The organism is Hymenobacter properus (assembly GCF_015694735.1).
GTDB lineage: Bacteria > Bacteroidota > Bacteroidia > Cytophagales > Hymenobacteraceae > Hymenobacter > Hymenobacter properus.
In genome coordinates, this window is record NZ_JADQDP010000002.1 from 1,058,789 (window position 1) to 1,071,887 (window position 13,099).

Here is a 13,099-nt window from a genome sequence, read left to right on the forward strand (position 1 = left end):
CCACAGCGCCAGATGCACGCTGCGCGGCCCCGGTTGCCCGGCGCCGCTAAAAAATTGTTAGTGAATGCTTAGCCGATGCTGCGCACCACGCCGCCATCTACCCGCACAGAGGCGCCGTTGGTGGCCGCCGCCAGCGGACTGCACAGAAAAGCCACCATGCTGGCCACCTCATCGGTGCTGATGAAACGCTGCAGCAGCGAAGTGGGACGGTCGTTGCGGAAGAAGTCGTGCTCGGCTTCCTCTCTGCTCTTGCCCTCCCCAGCCAGCTTTGCAATAAATTCCTCGACCCCCTCCGAGGCCGTGGGGCCGGGCAGCACAGAGTTTACGGTGACGCCGGTGCCCTTGGTGAGCTCGGCCAGGCCGCGGGCCACGGCCAGCTGGGCCGTTTTGGTGGTGCCGTAGTGTATCATTTCCTGCGGAATCTGCAGGGCCGATTCGCTCGAAATAAACAGGATGCGGCCCCAGCTCGCGGCCAGCATCTGCGGGAAATATTGGCGCGAGAGGCGCACCCCGCTTAGCACGTTCACCTCGAAGAAGCGCATCCAATCCTCGTCAGGAATGTCGGCGAAAGGCTTGGGCTCGAAAATGCCCACGTTGTTCACCAGCAGGTCGACGCGGGGCACCTCGCGCAGCAGGTGCGCCACTTCGTCGGCCTTACCGAAATCGACGGCCACGCCGCGCACCCGGGCCTGCGGCGTCTCGGCCAGAATGGCGGCGCGGGCCTCCGCAATGCGTGCTTCGGTGCGGCCCGTAATAATGACTTCGGCGCCCTCGGCGGCCAGGCGGCGGGCAATGGCCAGCCCTATGCCAGCAGTGGAGCCCGTGACAAGGGCCAGCTTATCGGTGAGTTGCAAATCCATGAAATAGCCAGGAGAAAATGAAATTCACTCCTAAACCAACCAACCCCGGAATAGTATGCTGCCCCGTGCCAATAACATTGAGCGCTGCGCTTCCTTTTAGCCAGCCGCCGTGCCGCGCAGCCAGGCATCGGCTTTTTCTGCGGTGTCGAAGTACCGGAACTGCAGGGCCGGGCCCATGTCGGCGCCCACGGCCCGGGCGGCCAGCCGGCTAAGCGGCGTGGTAGCCTCCACAATGGCGCAGCGGCTGTAGCCCACCTCGGCCACGGCGCGGGGCATCCAGTCGTGCGCCAGCCAGGTTTGTACCTCCAGCGGCATGGGCGGGCGCTGGTTGTGCACGGTCATCAGGGCAGTGCAGCGGTGCTGCTGCATGGCCTGCAGCACGTGCTCGTAAATGGCGCGCAGCTCGGCGACCGAAGCCGTCAGGGGCTGCCAGTCGAGCCGCACGTATCCGGCTGATAAGTAGGAAATAGACGCCGCCGGATTGCTGAAATAGCGCAGGGTTGAATTCACCCTGCAAAGGTAAAGCTGTTTGTGCGCTGCTACGCCAGCCACAACGCCGCTAGCGCCAGCAGCGCGGGCAGGGTTTGCACCAGCAGGATGCGCCGGCCGGCCGTGGCCGCTCCATATAGCCCCGCTACCGCCACGCAGCCCAGGAAAAACGTGGCTACGTAGCGGTGCCAGGCTGGGTCGGCAATCAGCAACGACCACACCAGGCCGGCGGCCAGAAAGCCATTGTACAAGCCTTGGTTGGCAGCCAGCACTTTGGTGGGCTCAAACAACTCGGGCCGCAGCGAGCGAAAAGTTCTTGGCCCACGCGTGGTCCAGGCAAACATTTCCAGCCACAGGATATAAAAGTGAATGGCAGCTACGAGGCCGATGAGAACTTGGGCGAGCAGGTGCATAGCGGGGGCGAAGTGGTTAGGATGGGCCAACTTACGGTTATTTCCGGGAAACCCGCGAGGCCCCTATTATCTCTGGCTTCGCCCGTGGCCGGGGCCGCTTACAGCGGCAGGTGGTAGCCCAGCGTGAGCGTGAGGGTGCTGGCGCGCACCTTGTAATCGTAGGCCTGGTTGTTGAACTCCACTTGCCGCACCAGCGGCGTGAGGCCATAGGCGTAACGCAGCTCCACGTCGAAGTGCTTGCCCCAGCGGCCCACGCCGCCGTGCAGCTGCCACTGGGTTTTCTCTGGGGCTTGGTCCATCACGTAGGCGTAGCTGCTGTTGGCGCCGTCGGTGGGGTTGGGAGCGGGCACGGCGTCGTTGCCGTGGCGGAAGGCCACGGCGGGCCCAAACAAGGCATAGTATTGTTGCTGGGGCCCGAAATAATAGCCGCCCAGCGCGCTGCCGGCAAACTGCCGGGCGTGGAAACTGATTTTTGGCCGGCCACTGAACAGCGACCCGTAGCCCCCGCCGCCGCCGGGGTATTCAAAAGGAGCCGAAAAAACTTCCTGGTAGCGCAGCTCGGGCTGGGCAAACCAACGGCCGCGCTGTACCCGCGTGAGCAGGGCCGCCGACACTGCCCCGCCGAGGCCGCCGGTGGGGGCCAGGTACGAGCCCTGCGACATATCCAACTGCTGCATGGCGCCGGGCGCCAGGCTGCTGCCCAGCCCGGCCGAGAGGCCAATGAACGTGGCGCGCTGCGGCGCTTCCTGCCCGTGGGCCAACGGGCTGCTGAAAAGGGCCGCGCACAGCAGGCCCAGGGGGAAGAAGCGCGTCCGGCGCGTGGCGGGAGTGAGGTTGGTTTCCATGCTGGCAAACGTACAGGAGCCGTATACCCGCTTGCCAATCAACTTTTGGGTTTTTGGGACTTTTGAATTAAGTAATTTTCCCTGCTTTTATGCGTGTAACTTACTGAATTATAATGAAAATATGACTGAATAAGCAATTGTGAAAAGAGACTTTAAACTTCGACTTTTTTGGTGTGCTAAGTGGTGTGCGTAGGCGTTTGGCTGCCTGGAGGTGCCCTGTATAAAACCAAAGCGGCCTGGAAGTATTTCCAAGCCGCTTTTTAAGCGCCGCCAGCAGTGAGCCGATGCGGTTCAGTTGACTGGAGTAGGTTTGGCCCTGCCGGTCGCGTGGGTGCGGGAGTGGTGGGCGCATTGAGCATTCAAGCAACCCCAGTGGCAAGCCGGGAGCCGGCATCGGTCGGGGAGGGGCAACGGGCAAAAAGAAGGCCCGCCGGTTGGGGTGGGCCTGGAGGAAAGATAGTCGCTACTGAGCCTGTTGCAGCCTCCGTTGCCCCCGTTCCGGGGGCAGGGGCGCAAGGCGTCGAGGTCGGCGTTGAGGCGGTTGAGGGCAGCGAGGAGGAGCATGGGGATGGAGGCTGCAATCCAGATGAGAAGAAGCGAGTTGCTACCGAAAACGCGGGCTAGTTCACGAAATGCTTGGCCCAGCGAAGTTCAAGAAACAGGCTGATGCCGACAGCTATGCTGCAATAGCTGAATAGCATCAGCAAATACTCGGTCTGTGCTACTACAACAAACCCTACCACTGGCAGCAACACTCCTGGGCCCAATACGCCACAAAGCGCATCATAGGCGACGGCACGCCAGTGTAACAACCGAAGGTAGTTTATGGCATCGGCGGACGTTGAGAGTTCTACTTTGCATAGCCTGCCTACGCGGGCCAGCGTTGCAATCAGAAGAACCAAGTAGCCCCAATCCTGTTCAGCCCAAAACTCGTGCTGCCGCAGATAGAGGTAAACAAACCCTTTGTATAACAGAAAAAATACCAGCAGAGGGAGAAACGTGACGAGCAGGCTTCTGGAAGTGTAGTAGGGCTTCATGTACTGCCGCTTGAAAGGTGGCTTTGGTTACGCCCTATTGTTTACCTACTCCCCCAGCTTCTCCAGAATCTCCAGCGCCGCGGTGGCGATGACCGTGCCCGGCCCGTACACACCGGCCACGCCCGCATCGTAGAGGAACTGGTAATCTTGGGCGGGGATGACGCCGCCGGCAATCACCAGAATGTCTTCGCGGCCCAGCTGCTTCAGCTCCTGTAGCAGCTGGGGCAGCAGGGTTTTGTGGCCGGCGGCGAGGCTGCTCACGCCCACCACGTGCACGTCGTTGTCGGCGGCCTGGCGGGCCACTTCGGCGGGCGTTTGGAACAGGGGGGCGAGGTCGACGTCGAAGCCAACGTCGGCGAAGCTGGTGGCAATGATTTTGGCGCCGCGGTCGTGGCCGTCCTGGCCCATCTTGGCTACCAGCATGCGGGGGCGGCGGCCTTCGCGGGCGGCAAAGGCATCGGCGGCGGCGCGGGCCTGTTCGAAGGCTTCGTTGTGCGACATTTCCTGCGAATAAACGCCCGCCACGGTGCGCGTGGTGGCTTGGTGCCGGCCAAACTGGGCTTCCAAGGCATCAGAGATTTCGCCGAGGGTGGCGCGGGCGCGGGCGGCGGTCACGGCCAGGGCCAGTAAGTTTTGAGAGTTGAGGGTTGAGGGTTGAGTTTCGTTCTGGCTGGAATTGCCCAGGTCCTCAAGGCGGGTGCCCGCGGCTTCGGTAATCGCGGCCAAGGCCACTTTCACTGCCACCTCGTCGCGGTTGGCACGCACTTGCTTTAGGCGGGTAATCTGGCTGGTGCGTACGGCATCGTTGTCGATGTCGAGCACTTCGACCTCCGTTTTCTCGGTGGTCTGGTACTTGTTCACACCCACGATGATTTCCTTGCCAGAGTCGATGCGGGCCTGCTTGCGGGCGGCGGCTTCCTCGATGCGCAGCTTGGGCAGACCGGTTTCGATGGCCTTGGCCATGCCGCCAAGGGCTTCTACCTCCTGAATGAGGGCCCAGGCCTTATCGGCCAGCTCGTGGGTGAGGGTTTCGACGTAGTAGCTGCCGCCCCAGGGGTCCACTACTTTAGTGATGTCGGTTTCGTGCTGCAGGTAGAGCTGGGTGTTGCGGGCAATGCGGGCCGAGAAGTCGGTGGGCAGGGCAATGGCCTCGTCGAGGGCGTTGGTGTGCAGGCTTTGGGTGCCGCCCAAGGCCGCGGCCAGAGCCTCAATGGCCGTGCGGGCCACGTTATTGTAAGGGTCCTGCTCGGTGAGGGAGTAGCCCGAAGTCTGGCAGTGCGTGCGCAAGGCCAGGCTCTTGGGATTGGTCGGGTTAAACTGCTTAATGAGCTTGGCCCAGAGCAGGCGGCCGGCGCGCAGCTTGGCAATCTCCATAAAGTGGTTCATGCCAATGGCCCAGAAAAAGCTCAGGCGCGGGGCAAACTCGTCTATCTTCATACCCGCGGCCAGGCCGGCGCGCACATATTCCAGGCCGTCGGCCAGGGTGTAGGCCAGCTCCAGGTCGGCGGTGGCGCCGGCTTCCTGCATGTGGTAGCCCGAGATGCTAATGCTGTTGAACTTGGGCATCTTCGCCGCCGTGTAGCTGAAGATGTCGGCGATAATGCGCATGCTCGGCGCGGGCGGGTAGATATAGGTGTTGCGCACCATAAATTCCTTCAGAATGTCGTTCTGAATAGTGCCCGACAGCTTTTCCGGGCTCACGCCCTGCTCCTCAGCCGCTACAATGTAGAAGGCCAGTACCGGCAGCACCGCCCCGTTCATGGTCATGCTCACCGACATCTGGTCCAGCGGAATCTGGTCGAAGAGGATTTTCATGTCCTCCACCGAGTCGATGGCTACGCCGGCCTTGCCCACGTCGCCCTGCACGCGGGGGTGGTCGGAGTCGTAGCCGCGGTGGGTGGCCAAATCAAAAGCCACGCTCAACCCCTTCTGCCCGCCGGCTAGGTTGCGTCGGTAAAACGCGTTTGATTCCTCGGCCGTCGAGAAGCCCGCGTACTGCCGGATGGTCCACGGGTTCTGGGTGTACATCGAGGCGTAGGGCCCGCGCAGGTAGGGCGCCTGCCCCGCGCCGAAACCCAGGTGGTCGAGGCCGGCCACGTCGGCCGCCGTGTACACGGGCTTAATGGCAATGCCCTCAGGCGTGGTGGTAGCGGCAGTTTCCGAAGCGGCGGTAGCGGCGGGCGCCGCGGCGGCGTTGTAGGGAATGGAAGAGAAGTCGGGCTTCATAGGTGGGAAACGGCAGGTGGAACGTCTGTCATTGCGAGTGGAGCGCAGCGCAACGCGGCAATCCGTCCTCTCAATGCGCTAAGCCCCGAGATGTGAGAAGCGCTTTTTGGAGACGCTTCTTTTGTTTAAATAAAAGGTCTGACTCTCGTGAAAGAGTTTGTCACATTATTAGGTTGGTCGCTGAGAACAGAACGGATTAGCTACGCTGTCCTTCGGTTGCTGCTGGCTTCGCCCTCGCAATGACAGGCGGGGCGCTTACCGCCCCTGCAGGCGTGCCAGCACTTCCTCCGTGGTATAGCCCTGCACCTTCATTTCCTTGAAGCCGAACACGCGCACGGCCTCGTGCAGGGTGGCCAGGTCGGAGCTGAGCAGGGCGGGGGGGATGAAGTGCTGCTTTTCGTGCGGAATCTGGTAGATGAAGCGGGCAAACTTCTGGAACTGCTCGGGCGTGGCATACATCAGTGTGGCCTCCTCGGGCGAGGAGTAGAGCACCGACAGCGTGCCCGGCGGGTGGCTGGCCGCTATTTCGGGCCGTTCGTGCGGCATCAGCATCTGCACGAAGGTTTCCATAATCACCTGGTTGGTGTTGGTGCCCAGCAGCACCACGGCGGCGCGCTTGCTTTTCTTCTCGCGGCGCTCGAAGTGCAGGGCCGTGGCCAGGCGCAGCACCTCGGTGGGGTAGGCCGCGCGGGTCACGTCGAAGGTCGAGGAGCGCAGCAGCTTCTTGGGGTGAAAGCTGAATTGTTCCCGCTGGTTCTGGAAGCGGTTGGTGCCCACTATCACCTGCTGGCCGCTGGCAATGCGCCGGAACGTCTCGGTGGTCACGGCCTTGATTTCGTCCAGCATCTGCCCCCGCGCCGCCGGCAGCCCCCCGGCCGTTTCCACGCGCTGAAATTGCAGCCAGGCTTCCTGGGCCAGCTGGTCGGTGAGGGTTTCAATGAAATAGGAGCCGGCCGCCGGGTCCTGCACCTGGCCCAGGCCCGATTCCTCGCGCAGCAAAATGGATAGGTTACGGGCCAGGCGGCTCGAAAAGTCGTTGGCTTCGGCAAACAAGGCATCGAAGGGGGCTACGCTCAACGAATCGGCCCCGCCCAGCACCGCGCTCATAGCTTCGGTGGTGTGGCGCAGCAGGTTGGTGTGCGGGTCCAACGTGGTCATGGTCCAGGAGGCCGTGGCGGCATGGATGCGCAGGTTGGCATTGAGCGAAGCCGGCAGGCCAAAGCCGTGCAGCAACGTGGCCCACAGCCGGCGCAGGGCCCGTAGCTTGGCAATCTCGGGGAAGTAGCTGGGCGTGACGGCCACGTGCAGGTGCAGGGCAGCAGCCACTTCGGCCAGGGTGGTTTCGGCGTCGGGCAGCTCGGCCAGCAGGGCGGCGGCGGTGTTCAGCGTGAAGGCAATCTGTTGCACAGTGGTGGCCCCGCGGTTGCCAAAAAACGCTCCGTTTACGGCCAGGGCGCGGAAATCGGGCATGCCCGAGCTCAGGCGCACGCAACGGCGCAGGGCAGCACGGTAGTCGGCCAGCTCGGCGCCCTCGGGCACGGGGCCCGGCGCAAAGCGCAGGAAGCCGCGAAACGCCGTGCCGGGCGCCGCATCCACGAGTTGGCTCAGCAGCACATCGGGCTTGTCGGCCACGGTGTAGCCCACAAAGGTGCGGGCCAGTGGCAGCTGCTCGGCCAGGTAATGCGCGGCGAACGCCGTGGCGTCGGTCAACAGGAAATGCACGCCGTCGGCGCCGCCGGCCAGGGCCAGCACGGCCTGGTCTACGGCCGCGCGGCCGTCACCGGCCGGCACCGGTATGGCCGGCACGTTCAGCCAGGGGCTCACGGGGTGGGGCAGGGGCGCGGGCGCGCCGCCCAGCGCCGTCAGGGCTTCGCGGTGGTAGAAGGGCTCCACCGTGAAGCCATCGGGCAAGGGCCAGCGCAGGGCGGCTGGGTCCTGGCCCTTGAGGTCGCGGGCGAGGCGGGCCTGCCATTCGGCGGTGGTCACGGCCGGAAATTCAGCAAATGAAACAGAAGGCGCGACCGGGGTATCGGACATGGACATTAAATTAACTTTTCGCGGGGGCTTGCTGCTGGCTTCGCGAAACCAGAGCCAGCCGAAAACAGGCCGAAAGATACCGCCGCTGGTGCGAAGCCGCCCGTGCCGGCATACGGCAGGCGGATTCACCGCGTAGCTTTGCAGAAACCTTGCTCCGGCCTTACGTGCCGGGCCCGTTTCCGTTATTTTCATGCTGCATCATTCGTTTCGGACTGCCCTTGCTTCCGGCCTGCTAGCCCTGACACTTGCCGCCGGCTGCCAGCGCGCCGCTTACGCGCCCACGGCTCATTTTGCGCCCGTCACCAGCCAGCCGGTGGGCAAAGCCCAAGTCGAAGACCCGGCCGTGGCGGCCCTCATTGCGCCCTACCACGACAAAGTGACGTCCCAAATGACCGCCGTGTTGGGCACCGCGCCCGCCCCGCTCACCAAAGGCCCCGGCGAAAACCTGCTGTCCAACTTCGTGGCCGACCTGCAGCGCACGCGCGCCAGCCAGGAGCTGAAACAGCCCATCCCGTTGGGCGTGATGACCAACGGCGGCCTGCGCGCCGGCTTCGCGGCCGGGCCTGTCACGCTGGGTTCAGTATTTGAGCTGATGCCCTTCGAGAACGAGCTGGTGGTGCTCGACGCGCCCGGCCCGGTGGTGCAGCAGCTGTTCGACTACGCTGCCCACAACAAAATGGCTGTGTCCGGTGCCACCTACACCATCACTTTCGATGGCCAGCCCAAAGACATCCGCATCGGCGGCCAGCCCTTCGACGTGAACGAAAACCGCACTTATCCCATTGCCATTTCCGATTACCTGGCCACCGGCGGCGATAACATGGCGTTTTTCAAAACCATTGTGCCCCGCCACACCAACGTGCTGCTTCGCACCGCCATTGCCGACCACATCCGTGCGCTCACCAAAGCCGGGCAGCCGGTCACGGCCCGCATCGAAGGCCGGATAAAGGCCAATTAAACAGTTAGCAGTTAGCAGTGAACAGTTAGCAGTTCACTGTTGGCTGTACAAGGATTTCTAATTCTTTGCTAACTGTTCACTGCTAACTGATAACTGCTTTTATGAAGCGCCGCGAATTCCTCCGCAATTCCCTACTAGGCACCGCCGGCCTCACTGTGCTGGGCGGCCTTACCAACTCGGCCGAAGCCGCCAAGGCCCCGCTCAAGCTCACCATCCTGCACACCAACGACATGCATTCGCGCATCGAGCCCTTTCCCGACAACGGCGGGCAGTGGGCCGGCATGGGCGGCATGGCGCGGCGCGCGGCCCTCATCAAGGACATTCGGGCCAAAGAGCCCAACGTGCTGCTCCTCGACTCGGGCGATATTTTCCAGGGCACGCCCTACTTCAACTTCTTCGGCGGCGAGCTCGAATACAAGCTCATGAGCCAGATGGGCTACGACGCCAGTACCCTCGGCAACCACGACTTCGACAACGGCCTGGAAGGCTTGCAGAAACAGCTGCCCAACGCCACCTTCCCCTTCCTCATCGCCAACTACGACTTCTCGAAAACGCCGCTTGCCGGCCGCTTCGCGCCCTATAAGGTGTTTGAGAAGCAAGGCATCCGCATCGGAGTGTTCGGGCTGGGCATTGAGTTGAGCGGCTTGGTGGCCGACAAAAACTTTGGCCAGACCGTGTACCTTGACCCTGTGGCCAAAGCCAAGGAGATGGCCGCCCAGCTGCGCGGCCCCGAGCGCTGCGACCTGGTTATTTGCCTCTCACACCTCGGCTACAAGTACGAAAATGCCAAGCTCGACGACCGTAAGCTGGCCGCTCAGGTGTCGGGCATCGACCTCATCCTCGGCGGGCACACCCACACGTTTATGGACGCCCCGGAGCCCATCACCAGCCCCGACGGCCGCGCTACGCTCATCAACCAGGTGGGTTGGTCGGGCATCAACCTGGGCCGGCTCGACTACGAATTTTCGCCCAAAACCAAGCGGGCCGGGCTGGCGCAGGCGGCGGTATTGCCGGTGCGCGAAATAATTGGTTAACCGGGAATCATTTCCGGACGGTGCTGACGTTAAAGGGCACTTCGGCAATTGGCCGGAGTGCCTTTTGTTATTTTTTTTCAGCCTGAGCTACCACACCAATGGCAAGCGCCCGTTAAAAAGTCTGAGGAAGCTTTCGATGGGTTTGGCCAGAAAAAAATGGCATTGACCGAATGTGGTACGGTCCTGCTAGAACTAGCGAAAAAGCAAGGGCAAACACGCTTTTTTTCTCGCGAAGTTTTCCACAATTTTGTCCCCCCCTAAAAAATAAAGCTCCTTCTATGGAGCTATTTCGGCTTCCGTTTTTGTTGCCGGCCTGCGCCGGATTATTGTCTAACTGCTCTCATGCTCAAGGATTTTCGCACGGTTTGGGCTGGCTGCCTGCGCAGCATCTCGGCGGAAATCGGGGAGCAGAGCTTTAAGACGTGGTTCCAGCCCATTGTGCCGGTGGAGCTTAAAGGCAACGTGCTGACCATTCAGGTGCCGAGCGCCTATTTCTACGACTGGCTGGAGGAGCACTACGTGGACGAACTGCGCCGCGCCCTCTTCCAGCAGCTGGGCCCCGAAGGCCGCCTCGAATACAGCGTAGTGGTAGACCAGGGCAACTCGCAGTCGCAGCCCAAAACGCTGCACCTGCCCCCGCCCCGCAAAGCCGCTGCTCCCGACCCGCGCGACACGCCCCAGGCGCCGGCCCCCCAGCCCGCACCCGTCAGCAACCCGCTGGCAGGCAGCGCCCGCGCCGGCTCGGCCCGCTACGTGAACTCGGGCGCGGTGCGGGCTGCGCAGCGCAGCAACTTCGGCACCAATACCCTGGCCGGCGTCGAAACCGTGGCCCCGCCGCGCAACCCCTTCGAGCAGGCCAAGCCCATGGACGGCAACATCGTGCCCTCCCAGCTCAACGGCTCTTATACCTTCGACAACTACATCGAGGGCGACTGCAACCGTCTGGCCCGCTCGGCCGGCCTCGCCGTGGCCAACAAGCCCGGTACCACCAGCTTTAACCCGCTGATGGTGTACGGCGGCGTGGGCCTCGGCAAGACGCACTTGGTGCAGGCCATCGGCAACCACATTAAGGCCACGGCGCCCGAGCGGTTTGTGCTCTACGTGTCGGCCGAGAAGTTCACCAACCAGTTCATCGACAGCGTGCAGCGTGCGCAGGTGCAGGACTTTGCAAACTTCTATCTGCAGGTCGATGCCCTGATTCTGGACGACGTGCAGTTTCTGGCCAACAAGGGCAAGACGCAGGAGATGTTCTTCCACATTTTCAACCACTTGCACCAGTCGGGCAAGCAGATTGTGATGACTTCCGACCGGCCGCCCAAAGACCTGCAGGGCCTGGAGGACCGGCTGCTGAATCGTTTCAAATGGGGCCTGACGGCCGACGTGCAAAGTCCTGACTTCGAGACGCGGGTGGCCATCATCCGCAACAAGATGGAGCAGGACGGCATCGACATTCCGCCAGACCACGTGGTGGACTACCTGGCCAATTCGGTGCACACCAACGTGCGCGAGCTGGAAGGCGTCATTGCCTCGCTGGTGGCCCAGAGCAGCCTCAGCCGCCGCGACATCGACTTGGAAATGGTGAAGCAGGCCCTGCGCCACATCATCGAAGAAGTAGAAGCCGAGGTGAACCTCGACTTCATTCAGAAGACTGTGGCCGCGTATTTCAACATCTCGGTTGATTTGCTCAAGGACAAGACCCGCAAGAAGGAAGTGGTGACGGCCCGGCAGGTGGCCATGTACTTTGCCAAGCACCACACGGCCCACACGCTGAAAACCATTGGCTTCCACTTCGGCGGCCGCGACCACACCACCGTGATGCACTCGGTGCAAACCGTGTCGGACTTGGTGGATTCGGATAAGAAATTCCGCGACCAAGTGGACGAGCTGCGGAAGAAGTTCGCCAAGAAATAGGCAAATTCTGCCTAAAAGAAAGAGGGCTGAAGACAACCTGTGTGTCTTCAGCCCTCTTTTAATTTCGGGGAGAGGTAATCAGGACGCCGCTGTTGGGCTTACTTCCTGCAGGGGCACGTTGTGCTTGGCGGCAAACTCCCGCACTTGCTCGCGAAAGCTCAGCTTGCGGCGCTTGCCTTTTACCTCGCGCAGGTTGAGGGCGTAGATTTCGCCGTCTTTCTGGCGCACGCGCAGCACGGCGGGCTTCAGCTCCAGCGCGGCAATGTTTTCGGCGGCGAATACCTGCTTGGGGCGGAACAGACCGTTTTTGTGCACGATGTAGCCGGGCGTAAACTCAAGGTAGCTCTGGGTGCCGAACACAGGCGCGTTGTTTACCAGCACATAGCCCAGGTAGACGAGGGTGAAAACCAAAAATACCCAGTGCAGGAAATGGAAGTCCGTTGCCCCGCTGTTGCTCAGGATGCCAAACAGCACGTAGGCCAGCCAGAAGACGCCGATGGCAATCTGGCCCCAGAACGGGACGCGGGAGTTGTTGGCGGGGCGGAGGCGGATGCGGGTGGTACCAGTGGGCATAGCTGCAAATTTAGGGCGAAGATTTTTTGTATAGGAGGCACCGGCTCAAAAGCAGAACGTCATGCTGAGCGCAGTCGAAGCATCTCCACTGCAATAGTAAACCCAATCGGCTGGATTAGTTATGCGGCAGAGATGCTTCGACTGCGCTCAGCATGACGTCTTTAAGGCTTGAGCTGAGTGACAGCTGCTACCCCACAAACTTGGCTTCCAGCGTCATTTTGGGCACGGCGCTGAGCACTTTTGAAACGGGGCAGTTTTCCTTGGCATCCTCGGCGTGCTTCTGGAAGTCGTCGGCGGTGATGTTGCCGCCAGTGACGTGGCCTTCGGTGCTCACGTGGATGTGCTCGATGACGGGATGGCCGTTGTTGGGGTTCATCGTCACGGTGCTGGTGGTTTTGATGTTCTGCACCTGGTGGCCGTGCTTGGTGAGCACGCTGGTGAGGTACATGGTGTAGCAGCCGGCGTGGGCCGCGCCGATGAGTTCTTCGGGGTTGGTGCCCTGCTTGCCTTCGAAGCGGCTGCCCACGGAATAAGGAGCGTTGAGGGCGCCGCTTTCGGTGGTGAGGGTGCCGCTGCCTTTGATGTCGCCGTTCCAGACGGCGGTGCCTTTGTGGTCTGCCATGATGTGATGAATTTGAGGTTTGGTGAATTGGTAAGTTGTGGTAACGACGGCAAAGTAGAGAGGTTGCCTGGACAGTAGCCGAAGAAAACGCCCA

12 protein-coding genes are annotated in these 13,099 nt (G+C 61.9%); 3 read left to right on the forward strand and 9 right to left on the reverse strand.

Features of this window, described 5'->3' with window-relative positions; all coding sequences use genetic code 11:
• Positions 1-68 precede the first annotated feature (68 nt).
• From I2I01_RS10685 to I2I01_RS10715, 7 genes are all read right to left on the reverse strand, one after another.
• Positions 69-860, reverse strand: a complete 792-nt coding sequence (locus I2I01_RS10685) for an SDR family NAD(P)-dependent oxidoreductase (protein WP_196286425.1) — start codon at positions 858-860, stop codon at positions 69-71.
• A 96-nt stretch (positions 861-956) separates the two neighbouring features.
• Positions 957-1,370 (reverse strand): hypothetical protein, encoded by a 414-nt coding sequence (locus I2I01_RS10690; protein WP_196286426.1) that lies wholly within the window; start codon positions 1,368-1,370, stop codon positions 957-959.
• Positions 1,371-1,399: 29 nt separating this feature from the next.
• Positions 1,400-1,762: a DUF1304 domain-containing protein gene (locus I2I01_RS10695; protein WP_196286427.1), complete on the reverse strand. Its 363-nt coding sequence runs from the start codon at positions 1,760-1,762 to the stop codon at positions 1,400-1,402.
• Positions 1,763-1,860: 98 nt separating this feature from the next.
• The gene (locus tag I2I01_RS10700) at positions 1,861-2,607 is read right to left on the reverse strand and encodes a hypothetical protein (protein WP_196286428.1); all 747 of its coding nucleotides are present in this window, start codon (positions 2,605-2,607) and stop codon (positions 1,861-1,863) included.
• A 620-nt stretch (positions 2,608-3,227) separates the two neighbouring features.
• Complete coding sequence (locus I2I01_RS10705; protein ID WP_196286429.1) at positions 3,228-3,644, reverse strand: hypothetical protein; 417 nt, start codon at positions 3,642-3,644, stop codon at positions 3,228-3,230.
• 45 nt (positions 3,645-3,689) lie between these two features.
• Positions 3,690-5,870, reverse strand: coding sequence for a methylmalonyl-CoA mutase (gene scpA, locus I2I01_RS10710; RefSeq protein ID WP_196286430.1), 2,181 nt, complete (start codon positions 5,868-5,870; stop codon positions 3,690-3,692).
• Positions 5,871-6,125: 255 nt separating this feature from the next.
• On the reverse strand, positions 6,126-7,907 hold the full coding sequence (locus I2I01_RS10715; RefSeq protein ID WP_196286431.1) for a methylmalonyl-CoA mutase family protein: 1,782 nt from the start codon (positions 7,905-7,907) through the stop codon (positions 6,126-6,128).
• A gap of 190 nt (positions 7,908-8,097) precedes the next feature.
• On the opposite strand from I2I01_RS10715, the gene I2I01_RS10720 reads away from it, so the two are divergent.
• The 3 genes from I2I01_RS10720 (at position 8,098) to dnaA (ending at position 11,810) form a co-directional block, all read left to right on the forward strand.
• Positions 8,098-8,865, forward strand: coding sequence for a 5'-nucleotidase C-terminal domain-containing protein (locus tag I2I01_RS10720; protein ID WP_196286432.1), 768 nt, complete (start codon positions 8,098-8,100; stop codon positions 8,863-8,865).
• Between the two features lie 101 nt (positions 8,866-8,966).
• Positions 8,967-9,899 (forward strand): bifunctional metallophosphatase/5'-nucleotidase, encoded by a 933-nt coding sequence (locus I2I01_RS10725; protein ID WP_196286433.1) that lies wholly within the window; start codon positions 8,967-8,969, stop codon positions 9,897-9,899.
• 342 nt (positions 9,900-10,241) lie between these two features.
• Entirely contained in the window at positions 10,242-11,810 is a 1,569-nt protein-coding gene (dnaA, locus tag I2I01_RS10730) for a chromosomal replication initiator protein DnaA (RefSeq protein ID WP_196286434.1), read from the forward strand.
• A gap of 78 nt (positions 11,811-11,888) precedes the next feature.
• Here the strand turns inward: dnaA and I2I01_RS10735 are convergent, their stop codons facing one another.
• Together I2I01_RS10735 and I2I01_RS10740 are read right to left on the reverse strand one after the other, a co-directional pair.
• Entirely contained in the window at positions 11,889-12,383 is a 495-nt protein-coding gene (locus tag I2I01_RS10735) for a hypothetical protein (protein ID WP_196286435.1), read from the reverse strand.
• Positions 12,384-12,570: 187 nt separating this feature from the next.
• Positions 12,571-13,005: an OsmC family peroxiredoxin gene (locus I2I01_RS10740; protein ID WP_196286436.1), complete on the reverse strand. Its 435-nt coding sequence runs from the start codon at positions 13,003-13,005 to the stop codon at positions 12,571-12,573.
• Positions 13,006-13,099: the final 94 nt, after the last annotated feature.

What these genes read in the sequence shown, in the direction of transcription:
- I2I01_RS10685 (WP_196286425.1), bottom strand. Translation starts at nt 860, where the DNA reads ATGGATTTGCAACTCACCGATAAGCTGGCCCTTGTCACGGGCTCCACT.
- I2I01_RS10695 (WP_196286427.1), bottom strand. Translation starts at nt 1,762, where the DNA reads ATGCACCTGCTCGCCCAAGTTCTCATCGGCCTCGTAGCTGCCATTCAC.
- I2I01_RS10700 (WP_196286428.1), bottom strand. Translation starts at nt 2,607, where the DNA reads ATGGAAACCAACCTCACTCCCGCCACGCGCCGGACGCGCTTCTTCCCC.
- I2I01_RS10705 (WP_196286429.1), bottom strand. Translation starts at nt 3,644, where the DNA reads ATGAAGCCCTACTACACTTCCAGAAGCCTGCTCGTCACGTTTCTCCCT.
- scpA (WP_196286430.1), bottom strand. Translation starts at nt 5,870, where the DNA reads ATGAAGCCCGACTTCTCTTCCATTCCCTACAACGCCGCCGCGGCGCCC.
- I2I01_RS10715 (WP_196286431.1), bottom strand. Translation starts at nt 7,907, where the DNA reads ATGTCCGATACCCCGGTCGCGCCTTCTGTTTCATTTGCTGAATTTCCG.
- I2I01_RS10720 (WP_196286432.1), top strand. Translation starts at nt 8,098, where the DNA reads ATGCTGCATCATTCGTTTCGGACTGCCCTTGCTTCCGGCCTGCTAGCC.
- I2I01_RS10725 (WP_196286433.1), top strand. Translation starts at nt 8,967, where the DNA reads ATGAAGCGCCGCGAATTCCTCCGCAATTCCCTACTAGGCACCGCCGGC.
- dnaA (WP_196286434.1), top strand. Translation starts at nt 10,242, where the DNA reads ATGCTCAAGGATTTTCGCACGGTTTGGGCTGGCTGCCTGCGCAGCATC.
- I2I01_RS10735 (WP_196286435.1), bottom strand. Translation starts at nt 12,383, where the DNA reads ATGCCCACTGGTACCACCCGCATCCGCCTCCGCCCCGCCAACAACTCC.
- I2I01_RS10740 (WP_196286436.1), bottom strand. Translation starts at nt 13,005, where the DNA reads ATGGCAGACCACAAAGGCACCGCCGTCTGGAACGGCGACATCAAAGGC.